Below are 21,935 nucleotides of genomic sequence, written 5' to 3'. Positions count from 1 at the left end.
TTTGTCTAGAAATCTGACTAGCACATACATACAGACACGTTCAATCGTGCTTTGAGGTGGTAGGAAGCATTTCGTGTGGACAAGTATGCGGCTATTCACAGAAATGTAATAGCATATTATATGCATTTATATTGATAGAATTCCGCGTAGATCTGTCATTGTATTGTCATGATTCCGGAGGGGGCGCGATGCCCGGCGGGGTCGGCCCGCCGGGCATGCTTCGGGGCGGGCCTGCCGCCGGTCAGGTGCCGGAGCTGACGGTGCAGGTGCCGGAGATCGGGCCGGTCTTCAGGCCGAGGGTGGCGTCGTTGGCCCAGGCCCAGACTGCGTCCTTGAACGTCTGGTTCAGCGACACGAAGCCGTGCTTGCGCGCGATCTGGTCCGGCACGGCGGTGGACACCCGCGGATGGTGGCCGGTGTACCAGGAGATCAGGCCCTTCAGCGTGCTGGTCTCCGCCGCCGGGAAATAGCAGGAGTAGAGGTCGAGCATGGTGAAACCGACGATCGGATAGGCGGTGGCAAGTGCCGGGTTCGGATAGGCCGGTGGCCTGTATGTCGGGTTGCGCAGCGCCGCAGTGTCGAGTGCGGCGCTCCAGGCGGCGGCTATCTTGACGCTGGGCAACCTGAGGCCTGTGAGCACGGCCTCAGGGTTGGCGACCGACGGCGCGGTCGGCATGTGCTCCGCGGTTGTCGGCGTGGTGTCGCCGACGAGAGCGGCCCAGTTGGTGTGGTTCTGCAGGTTGGCAGCGACAGGGGCAGGAGAGATCTCCGGACGGGCGACCTGCCGGGTGTAATCCGGACTCACATAACCGATGGCGCCCGGCGTGCTGACGATCGTGCTGGCGATGCCGGCGTCGCCGCTGGCCGACAGGAAGCTGGCCGGCCAGGCCACGGTGGTGCCGGCGCCGAGGTTCCAGTCAGCGAGGTTGCCCGGCCGGTAAGGGTGATTGTTGCCGTCGGCCTGGACGTAATACCAATTGCTGCAGACCTGATTCAAATGGCGCGTGAACAGGAAGGTGGTGCCACTGGAATCGGAGCGGCGGACGACCCGGATCGGCAGGCTCGCGTGCAGCTGCGTGTTGTGGTTGTCGTAGGTGAGGATCGGGTCGTTCCAGTTGGTGATGATGCCGGTGAAAATGCCGCACAGGGCTCGGCGCGACAAGTATAGGCCGCTGGTGCCGCCGACCGGCGTCGCCCTCCAGATGTTGAGGCCGGTGGTGTTGACTGCGATCACGATCGGGAGGACGGCGGTCGGGACCTGGATCACCGGGCCGCGCGCGGCGCCGGCCGCGCTGTTATAGGCGCTGATCTGGGTGCCGGTCAGCGTCGCCTCGCTACCCGAGGCGTCCTAGAAGTTGGGGCCGGTGCCGTAGCCGTTGGTGCCTTCGTTGTAGACGATCCCGGCGGTCTCATACGGCGTGTCGCGCGGCTGCGCGTTCGGCGACTGCTGGCTGGTCAGCGCGGTGATGCCGCCGCCGCTGCCCACCGGGGCATAGGCGAACAGGGCGTTGCCGTCGACCGGATAGCCGGCCGCGGCGGTGCACAGTGCGTCGCGTGGATGCTGCGCCGAATCCAGCACGCGGCCGTAGCAGTCGAACCAGCTGCGGTAGAGGCCGAAGGCGGCGCTCGACCCGCCGCCGTAGATGGTTTCGGCCTGGGCTGGTGCCGCGGCGGAAATCAGGCCGCCGGCGGCCAGGGCGGCCAAGCACAAACGGTGTGACAATCGCTTCATCGAAATATCCCCTTCTCGGTGCAAAGGCTGATTTAGAACGGGATGAGTTTTGGTCAGATCGTCATTCCATTGAACGAAGGCGCTGATTATTTGCCTCTCCCGCTTGCGGGAGAGGTCGGAGACGCGGAGCGGCTCCGGGTGAGGGGATTTCGTCGAGGCCTGGGCCGGCCCTCACCCGGTCTCGCTGCGCGAGCCCGACCTCTCCCGCCACGCGGGAGAGGCAACGCGAGATAACGCTCGACGTCCTGCCAGCCCTGCTCGGATACCCTGAGATGATCCGACCTCAATTCATCCTGCTCTAGCTATCCAAGGAGGGAGGGCCGTGCCGCTCCGCCTCTTCGTTGTCATCCCCGCGAAAGCGGGATCCTCTCGCCGACGACAGCGTGACGAGATCCCGCTTTCGCGGGGATGACGGGTGTGGAGCGGGGGCGCCTTCCCCCGGCCCCGCTAACCCCCCTCGTAGCCGAGGAAGGCGCCGGTGATCAGCAGCGGCGGCGGCTCGTCGTTCGGCTTGGCGCTCTTCTCCGCCTGGTCGCGCACCGACTGCTCGATCGCCCGCGTGGCCTGGGCGGCGACGTCGCTGACGCCGGTGATCGAGGCCGGGTTCACCGGCGCGCTCGGCAGGCCCACCGTCTGGCCGCCGACCTGGATGTTGTCGGCGTTCAGCACCTGCAGCGCGAAGACGTTGAAGTTGCCGGCGACGCGGATGCCGCCTTCGCCGGCATCGACCACGCCGTTCGGGGCGTAGAGGTCGACATCGCCCGGCGGCTGCAGCGCGCCGATGCCGCTGCCGCTGATCACGCCGCCCGGTTCGACCCGCAGCGTGCCGTTCAGGCTGAGCCGCACGATCGCGGGGGCGGTGGCCACCGCGCTGCGCGATCCGACGCCGGCGTCGATGTCGCCGAAGGAGGACCACATCAGGATGTCGCCGCCGCTGGCGGTGAGGGCGCGGGAGGCGCGGATCAGGATGTCGTCCTGCGCGAACACCCGGATGTCGCCGCCCAGAACCGTCCACAGGCCGGAGTCGCTGGGTTCCTTGGGATGCAGGCCAGGCGTGCCCGGGGGGATGTTCGTCCCCAGCTGGATGCCGCCGCCCGGGACCAGGATCGAGATGTCGCCGCCGCGCGCGGTCTTGATCTGGCTGTCCTGCATGACGATGCCGCCGGCATAGCCGTCGCCCGGGAACATCAGATCGGCGGCGGCATAGCCGCGGTCGGTGGCGCCGAAGCGCGGGCTGGACGGGTCGTTGGCCTCGCGGCCGGAGGCGCGCAGCTCGGCGTAGAAGATGTCCCGGATCAGCGGATCCTGCTGCCGCGGCGCCAGCCCCTTGAACAGGGCGAAGGCGGCGGCGGCGTCCAGGCCGGTGCGGCCGGTCAGCGCCTCGACAGTGGCGATCATCTGCGCGGTGTAGATCGACCCACCGTCGCCCAGCAGATAGGGCTCCAGCGCGGCGTAGTGCGCCGGGTCCAGGTAACGGGTCAGGAAGCCGGCGCGGTCCGGCTGCTGGTTGCCGCCCAGCCCGGCGAGGACGGTGATGTCCGCGCCCCGGTCCGGCAGGGCCTGGCTGCGCAGATTGCCGTCGGTGACGATGCCGCGGCCGGTGCCGAGATAGATACTGCCGCCGGCCGAGACGACCAGGCTGCCGGGGCCGCCGAGTGTGATACCCGCACCTGTGCTACCCGTTTCCAAGCCACCGCCATTGGGGCTCGCGAAGTCGATGTCGCCGCCGGCCTGGATCAGGGTGACGTCATCCACGTTGGTGTTGGTCAGCGCGAGCGCGAGATCCCGGATGTCGCCGCCGGCCCGCATCTCCAGGCTCTTCGGCAGCGTGATGCTGGCCGTTCCTGGCGAGCCCCCGGCAAACGTCGGTTCGGTGCGGACGTCGCCCTCCGCCGCATAGATCCGCACCGGATCGCGGTCGCCGATATGACGGCCGAAACGCCGTTCGGTCTGTCCAGCGATAGTGTCGAAGAAGTACTGGTGCTTGAAGGCATCGTTGCTGCCATACCAGAGGGTGAGATCGATCGGATGTGTCGGCGTCGGCTCCACGCCGGACTCGGCGTCGGCCATGGTCAATCCACCCGCCATCAGAATGTCCTGACCGGCTAGCAGTTCCAGGACCCCGCGATCGGTGGCCGCCAGGGTCGTGCCGCCGATCTGGATATCTCCGCTGAACGTTGTGGCGCGAAGCGTTCCGGGATACACGGTCAGCAGCACCGTTGGGGGCGGGGGACCTGCATAAGGAGTGTAGCCTATCTCCGCGTGATCCAGGAGAAAGGCCAGCGTCTCTTCGCTGGAGGAGAGCGACAGATCTCCGCCAACGGAATCGAGGCGGACCGAGCTTTCAGCTTTATAGGACATAAACCCTATAGACGATGCGCTGAAACAATCATACGGCATTGAGCAAATCTGCTCGGGTCCCAGAAGGACCAGCATCGGGTCGAGCGTGGTCTCGATCGCCAGATCGCCCCGGCTGCGCACGTTGAATTGTGCGTCGCCGGCTGCAAGAATTGTGTGCAGCGGGAATGTTGAAAATGGATTGTAGACATCGAAGGTGCTGGTCCCGCTCGCGATCGCCCCGCCCGCCTCGATCACCGCGTCACCGCGGCCCACGTAATAGACGCCGCTGAGGATGTCGCCGAGCGCCTCGACCCTCAGGCTGCCGCCGTTGCGGATTTCGGTCTGGCCGGAGGAGACCCAGCCGACCGTCGGGATCACCGCCGAGAGGTTGGAGATGTCGCCGCCGGCCCGCAGCGTGACGTTCCCGCCGCCCAGCGCTCCGACGCCCTGCTGGAAGCTGTTGACATCGATCCACCAGCTCATCGGCTGCGCGGGATCGGTTTGCCGCCAGACATACTCAGTGACGATCTGACGCGCCGGCACGCCGTAGAGGCTGCCGCGGGCCGTGAGGGTGATATCGCCGCCGCCGGTCGGAAAGGCGGCGGCCGCGTTCGGCGGGGTGAAGCCGCCAGGGCTGAATGCGATCGGATGGCCGGCGGTGTAGACCGCTGATTGCGGCACGGGCGTCCAAAAGTCGGAGCCGCGCGGCGAAGACCATTTCGGGCCGAGCACGAAATCCTCGGCCGCCGCGATGTCGATATCCCCGGTGCCGGTGCGGAGATGGACCTGGATCGCGGACTCGGGCAGATCGCCGGGATTCAGGGTGCCCCCGATGGTCAGCGTGCCGCCGGCCAGGAGATCCGCATCCGTCTGCAGTGCCAGCGGGTCGGCCCCGGTCGCATCGGCTCCGGCGACCAGGCGATAGGACCAGCTCTCACCGCGCTGCGGCGTGTATTTCGTTTCGCCGGTCAGGTGGTCCACGATCGGATTGCCGAATTCATCCGTGGCGATGGCAAACCCGTCGCTGAGGTTGGACAGCAGCTTCAGGTCGCCGCCGGCGCGCAGCGTCAGCACGCCCACCAGCCCGTCCTGGCTCAGGCCCCGCAGGTCCCAGCCCGTCGCCGGGTCCGCATCGTTGATATCGGTGTCCGCGGGCAGCAGCATGTCGCCGCCGCTGCGCAGCTCCACCCCCGCCTGGACGGTCGCGCCGCCGCCGAGGCGGCCGGCAATGGCGCCGGCGTGGGCGGCGAAGGCCCTGACATCCGCCTCCACCTGGTCGATCACATGCGGATCGTCCGGCGTGCCGCGGTCGATCACGGCGACGCCGTTGTTCTCCGGAACCTCGAACACCTTGTACGCCTCGACCGTCACCTGCCGCGCGCCGTCGATCCGGCTGCCGATCCCGGTGATCGCGACATCGGTATCGCCGTCGGTCCGCGGCGCGCGCAGATGCACCGCGCCGGTGGCGCCGCCGGCGCCGACCGCGATCACCGACCCGGACTGCAGGTCGATCCGGCCGCCATCCCCGGCCGCCAGCAGCACAGAGCCGCCCTTGCCGGCGGCGTCGGCCGCGGCGCCGGAGGCGTCCAGCACCGCCCCGCCCTGCAGGGTCAGGGTGCCGCCCGCCGCCAGGCGGATGTCGCCGCCGGTGGCGCCGCCGGCGTCGATGCGGCCGCCGATGGTGAGGTTGCCGCCGTCGACCGCCAGCGCGAATTCGCGGGCGCGGATCGCGGTGCCGATGGTGACGTCGCCGCTGCGGATGCGCAGCCGCTGCGCCTCGGCAAAGCCCGCCGCGGCCAGCTTGCCGGCCAGCGCGTCGAAGCTGCGGTCGAGCGCCCGGACGTCGAGGCCGACAGTACCCTGGCGGCTGCCGTCCACCGCGGCGGCCTCGATCGCGCCATTGGCCAGGAACCGCCCCTTGGCCGCGTCGACGATCAGGCGCCCGGCGTCGCCGCCCTGCTCCTGCCCGCCGATCGTGGCCCGGGCGCCGCCCAGGGCGATGCGCGACCCGGCCCGCAGGTCGACATCGCCGGTCGTGGAGGACAGCTTGACCACGCCGCCGGGGGCGAAGCGGGTCTGGTCGAAGAAGCTGCGCGCCACGCCGGAGGCGTCGATCACGGTGCCGCCGGCGATGACCAGGTCGCCGCCCGTGGCCGCCGCCTCCAGGATGCCGGCGCGGGCCTCGATCTGCCCGGCCAGGGTGACGGTCCCGCCCGACAGGCGCAGGCGGCCGCCGATCTCGTCGAAGCCCGGCAGGCCAGGCGCGGCCCGGCCCTGGAAGGACAGGGCCTTGCCCGCCTCGACCGCGTTGTCCGATCCGGCGCCGGCTGACAGCGCGGCGGCGGTCAAGGTCAGCGCGCCGTCCACCCGCAGCCGGTTCGGCCGGTCCTCGGTGCCGCCGCCATTAGCGAGATCGGTCGCGGTGCCGAGGCCGCTGGTGCCGACGATCCGCTCCTGCGCCGCCAGGGTCACCGCGTTGAAGCCGGCGATCCGCACCGGCCCGTCGGCCAGGTCGATGCGGCCGGTGCCGGCGACCGGCTTGCCGTCGGCGCCGAGGCGGGTGGCGGCGTTGATCGTCAGGCTGCCGCCGGCCAGGGCGGCATCGCCCTCGTAGGCGCTGCCGGTGTTGCGCAGCCGCACCGCGCCGGCGTTGATCGTGACGTCGGCGCCGTCATGGCCGATCAGGGCCGGGCTGTCGAGCGACAGCGTCCTCAGCGCCGCGCCCTGGCCGCCGCCGATGGCGACGTCGCCGTGGAAATCGATGCTGCCATAGCCGCGCAGGGTCAGGGCCTCGGTCTGCGCCAGCACGCCCAGCGTGCCGTCGCGGAACACCAGGCCGGGCGTGCCTTTCGGCGCATCGCCGAAGCTGATCTGCCGGGCGGCCGCGTCGATCGCCCGGCCGCCGGAGATCCGGTCGGTGGCCAGGATGGTGTCGCCGCTGGAATCCAGCGCCAGGCTGCCCGAGGCCAGCAGGGCCGCGCCCTCCTGGACCGTCAGCGTGCCGCCGGTGTTGATGAGGTTCTCGCGCACCACGTCCACCCGGTCGCCGGTCGACAGGCGCAGCAGCGCGCCGTCACCCGGCACGAAGGTGCCGTCCGGCAGCGGCAGGCCGAGGCGCAGCGTGTCGCCCTGGCCTGCGTCGGCGCCGGTGGTGCGGATCACGCTGCCGGATTCGACCGTCACCGAATTCTTGGCGGCCAGCACGATCTCCGCCCCCTGCAGCGGCGTGCCGTCGTTGCGCACCACCACGTCGCTGGCCGAGACCGTGACCTGGGTGCCGCCGCGCGGATCGGCCGTGGTGACCGCGGCGGGGCTGCGCTCGCCGCCGATCAGCAGGCTGCCGACGCCGAAGCCGTTGATCTGGCCGGCCTGCAGCAGCAGGTAGCCCTGGTCCGCCAGGTCCTGCGTGTCCACGCCGGCGGACACCACCGCGACCTTGGCCGCGGCGACGTCGAACCGGCCCAGCCGTCCGCCCTCGGCCGGGGCGAACAGGCCGGTGCCGTCCAGCCGCAGCGTTTCGGTGGCGTTGGCGACCAGCGTGCCGCCATCGATCGGCAGGGTCGGCGGCACGATCGTCCCGCCGTCGTTCTGCTGGCGCTGCCGGAAGGCGTCGGAGACGAAGAAGCTGTTGGCCCGGTATTCGTCGTATTGCGCCCGCTGGCGCAGCACCTCGCCCGATTCGATGTGAAAGCCCGCCCAGCGTGCGTCGCGGATGCCGGTGTTGAGGACGGAGCGGCGGCCGGCGACATAGGCGCTGCCGTCCGGCGCCCGGCCGTTCATCGCCGGCAGCATGTCGAGGATGCCGTCGAAGGCGCGCACGCGATAGGCGCCGGGCATCAGCGCATAGCGCGCCGGCAGCAGCACATAGGTGCCGGCCGGCAGGCCGCCGCCGCCCGAGAGATAGATCCGGTCGCCGACCCGCAGCCCGGTCTTGGATCCCTGCTGCAGATACTGGCCGGCCGTCGTGGCGGTGTCGGTCACCACCGGCACGTCCGACCGGAAGTCGGGGGTCGTGACGCCGCCGGGCCGGGTCCCGCTCAGATACTGGTCCCAGGGCGCATAGCCGTCATAGCCCGGGATCACGGCGAAGCTGTTCGGGTCGTTCAGCACGTCGGCCGGCCCGCCCGAGCCGGGGACGAATTCGCTGGCCAGCATCTCGCCGCCGCCGCGCACGTCGATCGTGGCTCCGTCCGCCACCGCCACGTCGTCGCCGCGCAGCCGCACCTCCTTGACCGGCGGGGTGGAGATAGACTCGCCGTTCGGATCGAGCCAGTTCGAGCCGTCCTGGACATAGCCATAGGGCACCGTCAGCCCGTCGGCCGACACCGAGGTCACGCTGCCGCGGCCGAGCGCGACGCGGGTGTCGAGGTCGGGGTCGTCATATCCCAGGATGATCCTGCCCAGGGGCGCCCGGATCGTGCCGTTCTGCACGATCTCCGGCGCCTCGATCGTCAGCTGGCCGCCGACCGACCAGGGCGCGTCGGCCTTGCCGTTCGGCAGCACCGTGACCCGGCCCAGCGCGCCGATCGTGAAGGTCTGGCCACTGGCCGGATACAGCTGCGCCGCCTTGAACACCAGGTCGCCGGCGCTGCGCAGGGTGCCCGTCAGGTTGGCGTCGGAACCCGTGAAGCGGATGTCGCCGCGGCTTTCGAACCGGGCCGTGGTGAAGCCGCCGAAGCGACGGTCCTTGTAGATCGGCTGGAAGTCGGGACCGAGCTTGCCCGTGTCGAACCGGTACAGGCCGCCGAGCCGGAAATCGCCGCCGCGGATGTCGATCAGGTCGGCGAGGATGGAGAGCTGGGTCGCCGGGCTGAGCATCCGATCGCCCAGCGCCGAGATCGGGTTCAAGGATCCGAGCCGGTCCTGCTCGTTCCCGAGATTGGTGAACGCCACCCGCGGTGCCTGCAGCACCACGTTGGAGCCGGGCGTCGCGCTGATCGTATAGGCCGAGATCTGGATCTCGCGACCCAGCTTCACGGTGACGTCGCCGTCGAAATTGACGACATTGGCGGAGCCCATCACCCAGCTGCCGAAGCCGCCGCCCATCACCGTGTCGGCGGCGACGAAGCCCTGGCCGGCCAAGCGGTCCAGCGTGCCGGCGCTGTAGCCGTCGGCCGCCCCCGCCGACAGGCCCGACTGCCGGATGTTGAGCACCCGCAGGAACTCCAGCGGCAGCCCGGGACGCTTGCTGCTTTCGCGGCCCGGCTTGGCGAGCACTTCGGTGATCAGCGTGCCGCCCTCGGCGCCCGGGCCGCCGCCGCGGCCCAGCAGGGTGCCGTCGACGAACAGCCCTTCGCTGCCCGCCAGCCGGATCGTGCCGCCGTTGCCGGCGATGGTCTGCGACCGCAGCTTCAGCCCGTACATGGTCATGCTGCGCAAGTCGATCTCGGTCGAGACGCCGGAGACGTCCAGCAGGGCGCCGCGTTCGACGATCACGGCGCCATTGTAGGAGGCGAGGGTGATGGTGCCGCCGTCCAGCACCGTGCCGCGCCGCGTCCCGTCCGTCGTCGGGTCCAGCCTGACCGCGCCGCGCGCCAGCAGCCGGCCGGTCGCGCCGATCCTGACTCCGGCCTCGGGATCGTACTCCGCCATGGTGTCGTCCAGGGTCACGCCGCCGGTCAGCGTGATCTGCCCGGCCGGGGTCTCGATCGTGCCGTCGACGCGCACCATGCGCGCCGCCACGGCGGTGACCGAGCCGCCCATGCCCATCCGCACCACCGAGCCCCGGCCGAAGACGACGCTGCCGCCGTCCCCGGCGTGATCCGACCCCGGTCCGGTATCTGCCGGATCGCTGGCGCGGGCGATCAGGGTCAGCGACCCGGCCGGGCGCAGCGCCTCGGGCAGCAGCTCCAGGCCGGCGAAGCCGAACACGTCGCCGCCGCCGGCGCGCCAGAGATAGTCCGGGTTCAGCCGCAGCGTCTGGGCCGCCGGGGTCACCACCGCGCCCGGCGCCACGGTGACGCCGCGATAGCCCTGCAGCGTCACGTCGCTGAAGCCGCCGCGGCTCAGGAAATCGGGGGCCAGCACCAGCGCCCCCTTCGGCGCCATCCCGCCGCCGATCCAGATCCGGTCGGTGCGGATGGTCAGCGATCCGCCGCGGTCCAGCCCGTAGCCCCGGATGTCGCCGGCGAGGATCAACTTGCCGCCGCTCTTGCCGTCACGGTAGGCCGGGTCGACATAGCGGCCGGAGGTCAGCAGCACGTCACCGCCATTGCCCTTGGTCAGCGATCCGTCGGTCGCGACCCAGCCGCCGGCGGAGACGTCGATCAGGCTGCCGTGCCGGATCGTCGGGTTCTCGATCGCGCCCAGGCTGATCGAGCCGCCACCCGGCAGCGCCGCGCCGGCCGGGCCGGACCCGCCGGAATAGGGGGCGCCCTGCGCGTCGATCCGGTCGTTCACCCATTGCCCGCGGGCCGCCAGCCGCGCTCCGGATGCCAGGGTGATGTCTCGGCCGCCCAGGGTGATGGTGCCCGACGGCGTCTCGATCGCGCCGGCGACCGTGATGTCGCCGTAGTCAGCGGCATCCCCGAGGGTAGGGCTGAGACGATGCGACTGAAGATCGACCGACCCGCCCGGCGCGGTGCGCAGGACGACGCCGCGCGGCACCTCGATGTCGCCGCCCCTGGTCACGACCGAGATGCTGTCCACCCCCGTCGCCCCGACCAGCGATGGGGCAAGCCGCAGCCGGTCGCGCAGATTCTCCGGCAGCGCGTCGCCTGCTCCGAACCCGTTCGGCAGCCGCGTGCCGCCGGCGCCGAAGGTGACATCGATCGGGCCGGTCAGGTTGAGGGAAAGCCGGCCCAGCGCCGGCAGCTGGTCGCGCGCCCGCTGCCTCGCCCCGGCCGTGGTCCGGCCGGCGATGCTGCCGTCGATCACGGCGGCGCCGGTGGTGATGCTGACCGATCCGGCATCCATGCCGTCGACATAGCCGGCCTCCCAGCGCGGGCCGTAGATCTTCTGCTGGCCGAAGCGCTGCTCGGCGAAGGCGACATACTGGATGTCCGGCGTCGCCTCGCCGATGTCGTAGACCCGCCCGTCGGCGCCCACCAGCTGGGTGGTGTCGAGCCAGCCGCCGCGATAGCGCACCTGGCCGCCGGAGACGTCGATGACGGCGCCGTCGCGGATCACCACCTCGCCGGTTCGGGTCACGGCGGTGGACCCGATCGACACGGTGCCGCCGGCCGCGCTGCGCTCCGCCGCCGTGCGGCCCACGCTCTTGAGATAGCCGTCGATGCTGCCGATCGGCGATCCGTCGCGGATATCGACATTGACCGTCTTGCCGAACAGGAAGCCGTTGCGCTGCAGCGGCGAGTTCAGCTCGTTGTTGCGCAGCGTGATCGAGACCTGGTTGCGCTCCATCGCCACCTCGGTCGAGGTGGTGCCGGACACGTCGATCCGGCTGCCCCGCTCCATGGTGAAGCGGTTCGGCGAGCCGTCGAAGGTGGATTCCGTGATCTCGACCCCGACATCGCCCGCCGGCGCCCGGATCTCCGCCCCCCGCTCCATGGTCGCGGCGCCCGCGATCACCTGGACCTTGGAATGCTCGAACGTTTCGGCGTCGGTGATGGTGTCGGCGCTGTCCTCCGGCAGGATCGTCGTCTCGCTGCCGCGGCCGAAGGTGATCTTGCCGGAAGCCCTCCGCCGCACCTGCGTCGGCGGCGTATTTTCATAGCCCGGGTCGGTGGCGGCCTTGAGCTGGATCGAGCCGCCGGCCCGCACCGTGGTGGTCGCGGACAGCCGGCCGTTCTGGTCGATTAGCAGGCTGGCGATCGAGATGTTGCCGCCGCGGGGCGTGTCGATCGTTCCGGTGTTCACCACCCGGTTGGCCGTTCCGGAGTCGCGGCCGGGCAGGGAATCGACTTCGATCGTGACGCCGCGCGGATACCGCTCATCCGGCTGCGTGATGTTCGATCCCGCGGGATAGAGGTAGATATTGCGGCCGGCGCCGATCACGACCTGCCCGGCGGGGGCGCGGATCGTGCCTTCATTGACCACCGACCCGCCCAGCAGCATGACGCTGCCGTTGTCCGGCCCCTCGATGAGCGCGCCGCGCTCGACCCGGATCATGCCGGGCTCGCCGTCACCCTCATGTGTGAACACGGGTCGTACCGTGGTGTCAGTCGAGTTGTCCGCCAGGATGCCGCGCGTGAACTGGTCGGTGCTGATGTTCAGCGACGACGCCACCAGGTTGCGGACATTGACCCTCGAGCCCTTGCCGAAGATCACGCCGTTCTGGTTGATCAGGTAGACGTGGCCGTCGGCCTTCAGCGCGCCGTCGATGCGCGACGGGTCGGCCTGGCCGATCCGGTTCAGCACCGCCCAGTCCCGGTTGCCCTTCTGGTCGAACTTCACCGTCTCGCCGCCGGCGATGTTGAACCTGTCCCAGTTGATGATGGCCTTCGGCTTCAGCTGCTCGATGGTCATCAGCTTGTTGGTGGCGTCGATCACCGGGTTCCTGGCGCCGGCATCCTCGATCCGGTTCAGCCGCATGCCGTTGAACAGCGCGCGCGGCTGGCCGGCCGAGGCTGCCCGCGCCAGCGCGCCGGCCACGATGCTGTTGCCGCCGCCGCCGTTGCCGCCCCCGCCGCCGGTCGCGGCGGTGCCGGAGCCGTCGCCGCGGACCAGCCGCATGCCGACGATCTTGGCGCCGTCGGCCCGGGCAGGGGGCGCCGCCACCGCCAGCGCCGCCAGCCCGGCGAGAAGGGCCAGGGCGCTGCAGCCAAGGCGCAGCCGCCCCGGCAGGATGCCGGATACGGCGGACCCGAATCGGGTGGCGGGAATCGGGGCGCCAATGCCGGCCATATGGGCAGCTCCAGGCTCGAAAAAGGACTATCCGCGCTCTCTTCCCAGCGCGCCTATCCTTGCTGTCCTATCGAACCGGCCGGCTTCGCCACCACCATGCGGCTGTGAAATTTTCGTGACGCGGCGTCGGAGCCGCCGCGCGCCGGCTCATCCGAAGGTGAAGGCATAGGCCTGGACGTCGGGATCCAGGAACCGGATCTCGAAGCTGCGGTCGGCGACCGGGCCATCCTGCCGCACCAGCTGGTACAGGCGGTGCTCCGTCACCGTGCCCCGGCCGTCGGCATCGGCGTCGCTGCCGTGGCTGCCGCCCGGCGCCGCGCCGTCGATGGTGACGCGGAACCGCACCGGCCTGCCGTCCGGCCCCGGCCCCAGCACCAGGTGCAGGTCGCGGGCGTGAAAGCGGTAGACGATGCCGCCGCCCGCCTGGTTCAGCGAGGCCCGCTCGCCGCCGACCGTCCAGTCGCCCGCCAGGCCCCACTGGTTCAGCCGCGGCGTGCCCGGCTCGTAGGCGTGGCCGGCGTTCGGCACCGCGCCGCCGGGCGAGGCGAAGCCGCGCGCCTGCCGGAAGCCGACATAGGTCTCGGGCGACCCGACGTCGGTCGGGTCCGAGGCCGCCTCGACGCCGGCGGGGCTGACCGCCACCAACCCGGCGCCGGGATCGGCGTGGCCGGCCTCGGCCAGCAGCTGCTGGATCACCCGTTCCGACTCGTCGTAGCCCTCCTCGCCGAAATGCTCGTGCCGGATCCGGCCCTTGGCGTCGATGATGTATTGCGCCGGCCAGTACTGGTTGTCGAAGGCCTGCCAGACGGCATAGCTGTTGTCGATCGCCACCGGGTAGCCGATGTCGAGGTCGGCCACGGCCTTGCGGACGTTGTCGACATTGCGCTCGAAGGCGAATTCGGGCGAATGCACGCCGATCACGACCAGCCCCTGGTCCTTGTATTTCTCGGCCCAGGCGCGGAGATAGGGGAGGGTGCGCAGGCAGTTGATGCAGGAATAGGTCCAGAACTGCACCAGCACGACCTTGCCTTGCAGCCCCTCCCGGGTCAGCGGCGGCGAGTTCAGCCAGTCGGTCGCGCCGGTCAGGGGCGGGAAGAAGCCCACGACCGGCAGCGGGGCCGGCTGGGCGGCGGTCTTGGTCATGGGGCGCAGGCGGTCGATCAGCCCGTGCTCGATCGACGTGGTGCCCGCCAGCGACACCCGCGTCAGCAGGCCGGTGTCGAGCCCCAGGACGATCGCCGCGACGGCGGCCAGGACCGCCGCCCCCAGGCCGCGGCGGATCCATTCGCCGGCGCCGAGCGACCGCTTCAGCGCCGCGAAGGCCCGGCCGAAGGCGCGCAGCGCCAGGGCCAGCGAGGTGGCCGCCCCCAGCGCATAGGCCAGCAGCAGCAGCGAGGTCTGGGCATTGGCGCCGTTCAGGGCGGCGCCGGTCAGGATCAGCCCCAGCACCGGCCCGGCGCAGGGCGCCCACAGCAGCCCGGTGGCGATGCCGAGCAGCAGGGAGGCCGGCACCGCAGAGCGCCGCGTGCCGACATCCCCGGCGGCGTCCGTCAGCCGGCCGCCGAGCGCGACCAGGGGCCGCGTCAGCCGGCCGGCCAGGCGGGGCACCAGCAGCGCCGCCCCGAACAGCGCCAGCAGCGCGATCGCGGCGAAGCGGCCCCATTCATTGGCGGCGACGGCCCAGCCGCCGGCCACCGCGGCCAGGGTGGCGACGGCGGCGAAGGTCGCGGCCATGCCGGCCAGCATCGGCAGGCCGTTGGTCAGGAACGGCCGGTCCGCCCGGGCGAAGACGAAAGGCAGGACGGGCAGGATGCAGGGGCTGACGATGGTCAGCACACCGCCGAGATAGGCCAGCAGGAACAGCAGCATCTTGGTCTCCGCGGCTCGCGCCGCAAGGCGTGGAAGGTCCTGACGGGGCATGTGGGCCGCGGCGCGGACATCCGCCCGTTAGCCGTTGTTAGACGCTGTTGGCTCTTTGCCCGGGGCTGTGGAAGCGAAAAATTTGAAAGATATTTCAATACTTGAGATTTATTGACACAGCATTCGGGACGCTTCATCGTCGCCGGGACTGGACGCGTATACCGCTCGCCAGAGAGGCCGCTGCTTCGACGGTAGAGCCGGAATAAGGAAGAAGGGGGAGAAAATGAACGCCTGTCGACTGGCCCTCCTGGCCGGCCTGGTCTCCGTGTCTCTGGCCCCTGGCCTGCCGGCCTCCGCCCAGGATCCTCTTCCCCTCGAAGGGCCGGGCCTGGGGAATCTCACCTACACCGATGCCGAGCTGTTCCGCGAGGTCTCGACGATCAAGTGGAACACCGCCACCAACACCAACGGCATCCCGGTGATCCAGTACACGATCCCCGGCAACACCAGCCCGCAGAAGCCCTACGGCACCAATGTCGGGGTCATGCACAACGGCTATTTCCTGACCATGTTCGCGCCGGACAGCGGCGAGGCGACGGGCGGGTTCCTGCTCTACGACGTCAGCAACCCGCGCGACATCAAGCTGGTCAAGACCATCTACGAGCCGGACGGCCGCACCAAGGAATTCCGCGAGCCGCACGCCTTCGGCCAGGCCACGATCGGCGGCCGGGACTACATCGCCGTCCCCAGCATTTACGGCGTCGAGTTCTGGGACTTCACCGACATCAACGACATCCGGCAGGTCAAGAAGCTGGTCCTGCCGGGCGTCAATGCCGGCGACTACGAGAACGTGAACTGGCAGATGTGGTGGCAAGCGCCCTACCTCTATGTGGCGTCGGCCAGCCGCGGCATGTTCATCGTCGACGCGCGCGACCCGGCCAACGCCAGGCTCGCCGACCGCGGCAACGGCCGGCCCAATCCGGTGCCTTTGGGCGAGCTCGGCGGCTTCCGGGTCGGCCCGGTCTTTGCCATGGGCAACGAGATGGTGCTGACCTCGATGGAGACCACGGCGGGCTTCGCCAGCCTGGACATCTCCGACCCGCTCAACCCGACTCTGATCGGCGGCAAGACCACCCTGCCGAACTACTACGCCACCTGCTTCAACGGCCGGAAGCTCTACACCTCGGGGCGGAACGGCGACGGCAAGATGGCCGGCTACGACCTCTCCAACCTGCGGGAGGTCAAGATCGAGAACGAGACCACCGCGATCGAGGAGGGGCTCTACTGTGCCGCCCAGGACGACCATCTGATCGTCGGGGCACAGCGCTACATCTTCAAGCTGGACGTCACCAACCCCGCGACCTACCCGGAGATCGGGCGGTCCGAGCGGGTGCCGGACAACGCCACCGTCCCGCCGCGCGGCAACCGCGATCCCGATCTCGGCCAGGTCGCGATGTTCGGCAACCTGGTCTTCGTCGGCAGCGACCACGGCACCAACACCGCGTTCCGGCCGCATCAGAAGGCGCCGGACACGACGCCGCCCGCGGTGCTGACGGTCTCGCCCGGCAACGGCCTGCTGCGCCAGGCCACCACGTCGCGCATCGGCCTGGCTCTGTCCGACAGCATCCTGCCGGAGACGGTCAACGCCGGCACCTTCATCGTCCGGCCCAAGGGCGGGACGGCGCTGGCCGGTACCTACAGCGTGCAACTGGGCATCATCAACTTCTCCCCGGCCCAGCCGCTGCAGCTCAACACCGAATACGAGGTCGTGCTGACCGCCGGCGGGGTGAAGGACTATGCCGGCAACGGCCTGGCCACAGAGTTCACCTCGAGCTTCACCACCGGCAGCCAGGCGGTCCCGACCTCCTATGTCAACCGCTGGCCGCTGGCCAGCACCCTGACCGACGTGGCCGGCGGCAACGACGGCAAGGCCAGCAGCCAGGACAGCTACGCCGAGGGCGGGCTGGACTTCACCCCGCGCACCACCGGCGTCGAGCTGGAGAGCAACAGCATCGCCGAGGTGCTGGGCGGCACGGCGACCGTCAGCTTCCGGATCAAAACCAGCCAGATCGGCAACAGCAATCCGTGGCAGGCGCCGGGCATCTTCGGGCGCGACCAGGTCGGCGGTGCCAACGACGTGTTCTGGGGCTGGATCGACAATGCCGGCCATCTGAACCTGTCGGTGGGCGACAGGAGCACGACCAATCCCGTCACCCGGTCCAGCGCGCCGATCAATGACGGGCAGTGGCACCAGGTCGCCATGACCCGCGACGCCGTGACCGGCGCGCAGGCGATGTATGTCGACGGCGCCAAGGTCACCTCGACCGGTATCGCCGGGGTGCTGGGTCTGTTCGACAAGCTGCAGATGCTGGGGCAGATCCAGGGCAACCCAGTCGCCTTCAAGGGCATCCTGTCGGATGTCCGTGTCTACAAGCGGGTGCTGACCGACGCCGAGGTCGACGGCATCTTCAACCCCCGCCCGGCGGTGCTGCCGCAGCAGCAGGTGGCCAAGGCGGTCGCGCTCGACCCGGCCGCGCTGGGCCTCAGCGGGGCGAAGTACATCTGGAACTTCGGCGACGGCAGCGCGCCGCTCACCACCACCGCGGCCAGCCCGATCGCGCGCTACACCTACAGCACGCCGGGCAACTACACCGTCTCGGTGATGGTGGTGACCGAGGACGGGACGGAGACCTCCTTCTCCTTCCTGCAGAGCGTGATCCATCCGGTCACGGCCTCCGCCCCCACGCACACCAGCAACATCGTCGGCAACGGAACGGCGGTCTACGCCCTCGACCCGGATGCCGGGACGATTGCTGCGATCGACGCCGCGGCCCTGACCAAGAGCTGGCAGATGTCGGTCGGCAAGGAGCCGAAGACCCTGGCCCTCGGGCCCGGCGGCAAGCTCTGGGTCGCGGTGCAGGGCGACGACAAGCTGCTGCGCATCGATCCGCTGACCAAGGCCGTCAGCACCTTCACCCTGGATTACGGCAGCGCGCCCTACGGCGTGGTGTTCACGCCGGACGGCACCAAGGGCCTGCTGACCCTGGCCGGCAAGTCGGCGCTGGCGGTGTTCAACCCGTCCACCGGCGCGATCACCGGCCGGGTGGCGCTGCCGGGCGGCGGCGACGTCCGCGGCATCGCCGTCAGCGCGGATTCGAAGACAGCCTATGTCACCCGCTTCCGCTCGAAGATGACGCAGGGCGAGGTCTACAAGGTCAATCTTACGACCCTGGCCGCCCCAGCCGTGATCGCGCTGCCGGTCGACACCACGACGCCGGCCACCGAGGCCGCGGCGCCCGGCGTCGCCAACTACGTCAACCAGGTTGTGATCTCCCCGGACGGGCGGCGCGCCGTCCTGCCGTCGAAGAAGGACAACATCGTCCAGGGGCGGTACCGCAAGCAGATCGACCTGAAGGCCGACACCACCGTCCGCTCGATCCTGTCCCAGATCGACCTGGCACAGGGGAGGGAGGTCTTCGCCGAGCAGATCGACTTCAACAACCGGGCGCCGGCGCGCGCCGCGCTGTTCGCGCCTTCCGGCAACTACCTGTTCGTCGCCGAAATGGAATCGAACAGCGTCGAGATCGTCGATCCCTACCGCCGCGCCGTGGTCGGCTCGGTCGCCGGCATCGGCCGCACGCCGCACGGCCTCTATCTCGACGCCACCCGGAAGCGCCTGTTCGTCAACGCCTTCCTCGATCGTCGCGTCACCGTGCATGACGTGAGCAAGGTGCTGACCGGCGAGGACTTCATCACGCCGGCCCCGACGGTGATCGCCACCGTGGCGACCGAGCCGCTGCCGGCCGCGGTCCTGGCCGGCAAGCGGATCTTCTACAATGCCGCCGATCCGCGGATGAGCAGCGAGAGCTATATCTCCTGCGCCAGCTGCCATGTCGACGGCGACAGCGACGCCATGGTCTGGGACTTCACCCAGCGCGGCGAAGGTCTGCGCCGCACCATCTCGTTGCAGGGGCGGCAGGGCGTCGGGCCGGCCATGGGCAAGCTGCACTGGACCGCCAATTTCGACGAGCTGCAGGACTTCGAGAAGGACATCCGAGACGAGTTCGAGGGCGCCGGCTTCATGAGCGACGCCGACTACGCGGCCACCATCAACCCACTGGGCCCGAAGAAGGCCGGCAGGAGCGCCGATCTCGACAACCTCGCCGCCTATGTCACATCGCTCAGCACCTTCCAGCGCAGCCCGTACCGGACCGCGCAGGGGTGCCTGACCGCCGACGCCAAGCGGGGCGAGCAGGTGTTCCAGACGGCGAGCTGCACGACCTGCCACGGCACCGCGGTCAGCCAGGACAATCAGCGGCACGACGTGGGGACGGTCCAGCCGTCCTCCGGCACCGGGTCGGGCCAGCCGCTGGCCGGGGTCGGCTTCGACACCCCGACGCTCACCGGCATCTGGCAGTCCTCCTCGTACTTCCACAACGGTCAGGCGGCGACGCTGGAGGACGTGTTCCGCCCCAACCTCAGCGCGGTGCATGGCGGCAAGATCGGTGCCGGCAATATCGCGGCCGTGACCGCCTATCTGCGGTCGCTGGACGGGCAGAACGTCTGCACCGGGGTGGCCAGCCGCTAGACGGCCCCTCCCGGTCCTCCGGACAGGCTGCGGTGGGGCAGCCTGTCCGGATCCCTTTCGATCCCGCCGGCAGGAAGCGCCGGCGCCCCTCCTCGAGGCGGCGGGCGATGAACTGCCGGCACAGCCCCCCCCGCCGCAGCCCGGTGCTGTCCGGATGCGACAGCATGAAGTAGCTGCGGCGGAAGGCGACCTCCGGCAGGATCCGCACCAGCCCGGGCACGCCTGCGGCGGCGAAGTCGTGCAGCACGCCGATGCCGACCCCGGCCCGCACCGCCTCCATCTGGCCGGTGACGCTGGCGCAGCGGAAGCGCCGGGCCGACCGGTCCTCCAGCGCCCAGGCATAGTCCAGCGCCGGGGCGTAGGCGTAGTCCTCGACCCCCGTCACCACGACATGGTCGGCCAGCGCCTCGGCATCCCGCGGCGTGCCGGCCGCGGCGAGATAGTCGGCCGCCGCGTAGACCCCGAGGCTGTAGTCGGTCAGGCGCGACACGATCAGCCGCCCCTCCACCGGCCGGTCCAGCCCGATCGCCAGGTCGGCCTCGCGCCGGGACAGGGAGAAGCTGCGGGGCAGGGGCACCAGCTCGACCGTCAGGCTGGGGTACTGCCGGGCGAACCGGCCCAGCTCCCGCGCCAGGAAGTGGTTGCCCAGGCCGTCCGGCGCGCCGATGCGCACCGTCCCCGCCACTTCCGCCTCGTCGCTGCGCAGCCCTTCCGCCGCGCCCAGCAGCGCCGACTCGATGCCCTCGGCCACCGGCAGCAGCCGCTCGCCGGCCTGGGTCAGCACCGACCCGGCCGGCCGCCGGTCGAACAGCACCGTGCCCAGATCGGCCTCCAGCGCGTCCAGCCGGCGCGCGACGGTGGCGTGGTTCAGACCCAGCTTGCGCGACGCGGCCAGCAGCTGGCCATACCGGGCGACTGCCAGGAAGACGCGCAGATGATCCCAGTCCATCGATCCTTGCCCGCGGCTCGATTTCCCGCACAACGGTTGCTCGATCCTGTGCGTTGATGCGCGTCGGGTAAAGCGGGAAGGTGCGGCAGCAGAGGAGGAGACGATCATGCCCACCGAGATCCAGCATTTCATCGGCGGCCGCCGGGTTCCGGGCGCCAGCGGGCGCAGCGCCCCGGTCTTCAACCCGGCCACCGGCCAGCAGAGCGGCAGCGTCGCCATGGCCTCGGTCGACGATGTCCGCGCCGCCGTCGCTTCGGCGAAGCAGGCATTCCCGGACTGGGCCGGCACCACGCCGCTGCGCCGCGCCCGCATCCTCAACCGCTTCCTGCGCATCGTCGAGGAGCGGACGGACGAGCTGGCCGCCGCCATCACCGCCGAGCATGGCAAGGTGCTGAGCGACGCCCGCGGCGAGGTCCAGCGCGGCATTGAGGTGGTCGAGTTCGCGACCGCGGCGCCTCAGCTCTTGAAGGGCGAGGTGACGGAGAATGTCGGCACCCGCGTCGACAGCCATTCGCTGCGCCAGCCGCTCGGCATCGTCGCCGGCATCACCCCGTTCAACTTCCCGGCCATGGTGCCGATGCGGATGTTCCCGGTGGCGCTGGCCTGCGGCAACTGCTTCATCCTGAAGCCGTCGGAGCGCGACCCCTCGGCCTCGCTGCTGCTGGCCGAATGGCTGAAGGAGGCCGGGCTGCCCGACGGCGTGTTCAACGTCGTGCACGGCGACAAGCAGGCGGTGGACGCGCTGCTGTTCGACCCCGACATCTCGGCCATCAGCTTCGTCGGCTCCACCCCGATCGCGCGCTACATCTACGAGACCGCGGCGCGCACCGGGAAGCGCTGCCAGGCGCTGGGCGGCGCCAAGAACCACATGATCGTGATGCCGGACGCCGATCTCGACCAGGCGGTCGACGCGCTGATGGGCGCCGCCTACGGCTCGGCGGGCGAGCGCTGCATGGCGATCTCGGTCGCGGTGCCGGTCGGCGAGAAGACCGCCGAGGCGCTGATGGCGCGGCTGGAGCCGCGGGTCCGCGCCCTGGCGATCGGCCCGGGCACCGACCCGGAGGCCGAGATGGGGCCGCTGGTCACCCGCCAGCACCTCGACAAGGTGCGCGGCTACATCGATTCCGGCGTGGCCGAGGGCGCCAAGCTGGTGGTCGACGGGCGCGACTTCCGCCGCCAGGGCTACGAGGACGGCTATTTCATCGGCGGCTCGCTGTTCGATCATGTCACCACCGACATGAAGATCTACCGCGAGGAGATCTTCGGGCCGGTGTTGTCGGTCGTCCGCGCGCCGGACTACGAGACCGCGGCCGGCTGGATCAACCGGCACGAATTCGCCAACGGCACGGCGATCTTCACCCGCGACGGCGACGCCGCGCGCGAATTCGCGCACCAGATCCAGGTCGGCATGATCGGCATCAACGTGCCGATCCCGGTGCCGATGGCCTTCCATTCCTTCGGCGGGTGGAAGTCGTCGCTGTTCGGCGACCACCACATGCACGGGCCGGAGGGGGTGCGCTTCTACACCCGGCTAAAGACCATCACCACGCGCTGGCCCACCGGCATCCGCGCCGGCGCCGAATTCGTGATGCCGACGATGAAGTAGGCGCAATTCCTGCCTGAATTCCGCGGCTGAGCGAATCGAGGGGCGTGCCATCAGTGCG

Annotated in this window: 6 protein-coding genes and 1 pseudogene; 2 read left to right on the top strand and 5 right to left on the bottom strand. The window is 70.2% G+C overall.

Going from position 1 to position 21,935, the window contains the following annotated elements; genetic code table 11:
• Positions 1-241: 241 nt before the first annotated feature.
• The 4 genes and pseudogenes from LG391_RS16945 to LG391_RS16930 all read right to left on the bottom strand — a co-directional run.
• Positions 242-1,327 (bottom strand): annotated as a pseudogene (locus LG391_RS16945) (substrate-binding domain-containing protein); the annotation flags it as partial.
• Positions 1,328-1,348: 21 nt separating this feature from the next.
• Positions 1,349-1,732: a hypothetical protein gene (locus LG391_RS16940; RefSeq protein WP_225769177.1), complete on the bottom strand. Its 384-nt coding sequence runs from the start codon at positions 1,730-1,732 to the stop codon at positions 1,349-1,351.
• Positions 1,733-2,179: 447 nt separating this feature from the next.
• Positions 2,180-12,874, bottom strand: a complete 10,695-nt coding sequence (locus tag LG391_RS16935; RefSeq protein WP_225769176.1) for a filamentous haemagglutinin family protein — start codon at positions 12,872-12,874, stop codon at positions 2,180-2,182.
• A 147-nt stretch (positions 12,875-13,021) separates the two neighbouring features.
• Positions 13,022-14,743, bottom strand: a complete 1,722-nt coding sequence (locus LG391_RS16930) for a cytochrome c biogenesis protein DipZ (RefSeq protein WP_225769175.1) — start codon at positions 14,741-14,743, stop codon at positions 13,022-13,024.
• Positions 14,744-15,017: 274 nt separating this feature from the next.
• On the opposite strand from LG391_RS16930, the gene LG391_RS16925 reads away from it, so the two are divergent.
• Positions 15,018-19,322, top strand: a complete 4,305-nt coding sequence (locus LG391_RS16925) for an Ig-like domain-containing protein (protein ID WP_225769174.1) — start codon at positions 15,018-15,020, stop codon at positions 19,320-19,322.
• On the opposite strand, the gene LG391_RS16920 is transcribed toward LG391_RS16925, so the two are convergent.
• Positions 19,213-20,271, bottom strand: coding sequence for a LysR family transcriptional regulator (locus tag LG391_RS16920; RefSeq protein ID WP_225769173.1), 1,059 nt, complete (start codon positions 20,269-20,271; stop codon positions 19,213-19,215). The two genes, LG391_RS16925 and LG391_RS16920, sit on opposite strands and share 110 nt — an antisense overlap.
• Positions 20,272-20,377: 106 nt before the next feature.
• On the opposite strand from LG391_RS16920, the gene LG391_RS16915 reads away from it, so the two are divergent.
• Positions 20,378-21,877, top strand: a complete 1,500-nt coding sequence (locus LG391_RS16915) for a CoA-acylating methylmalonate-semialdehyde dehydrogenase (RefSeq protein ID WP_225769172.1) — start codon at positions 20,378-20,380, stop codon at positions 21,875-21,877.
• Positions 21,878-21,935 lie beyond the last annotated feature (58 nt).

This window comes from Inquilinus sp. Marseille-Q2685 (assembly GCF_916619195.1).
Lineage (GTDB): Bacteria > Pseudomonadota > Alphaproteobacteria > DSM-16000 > Inquilinaceae > Inquilinus.
Note: the sequence above shows the minus strand (reverse complement) of the source record. Positions and strands in the feature narration are given on the sequence as shown.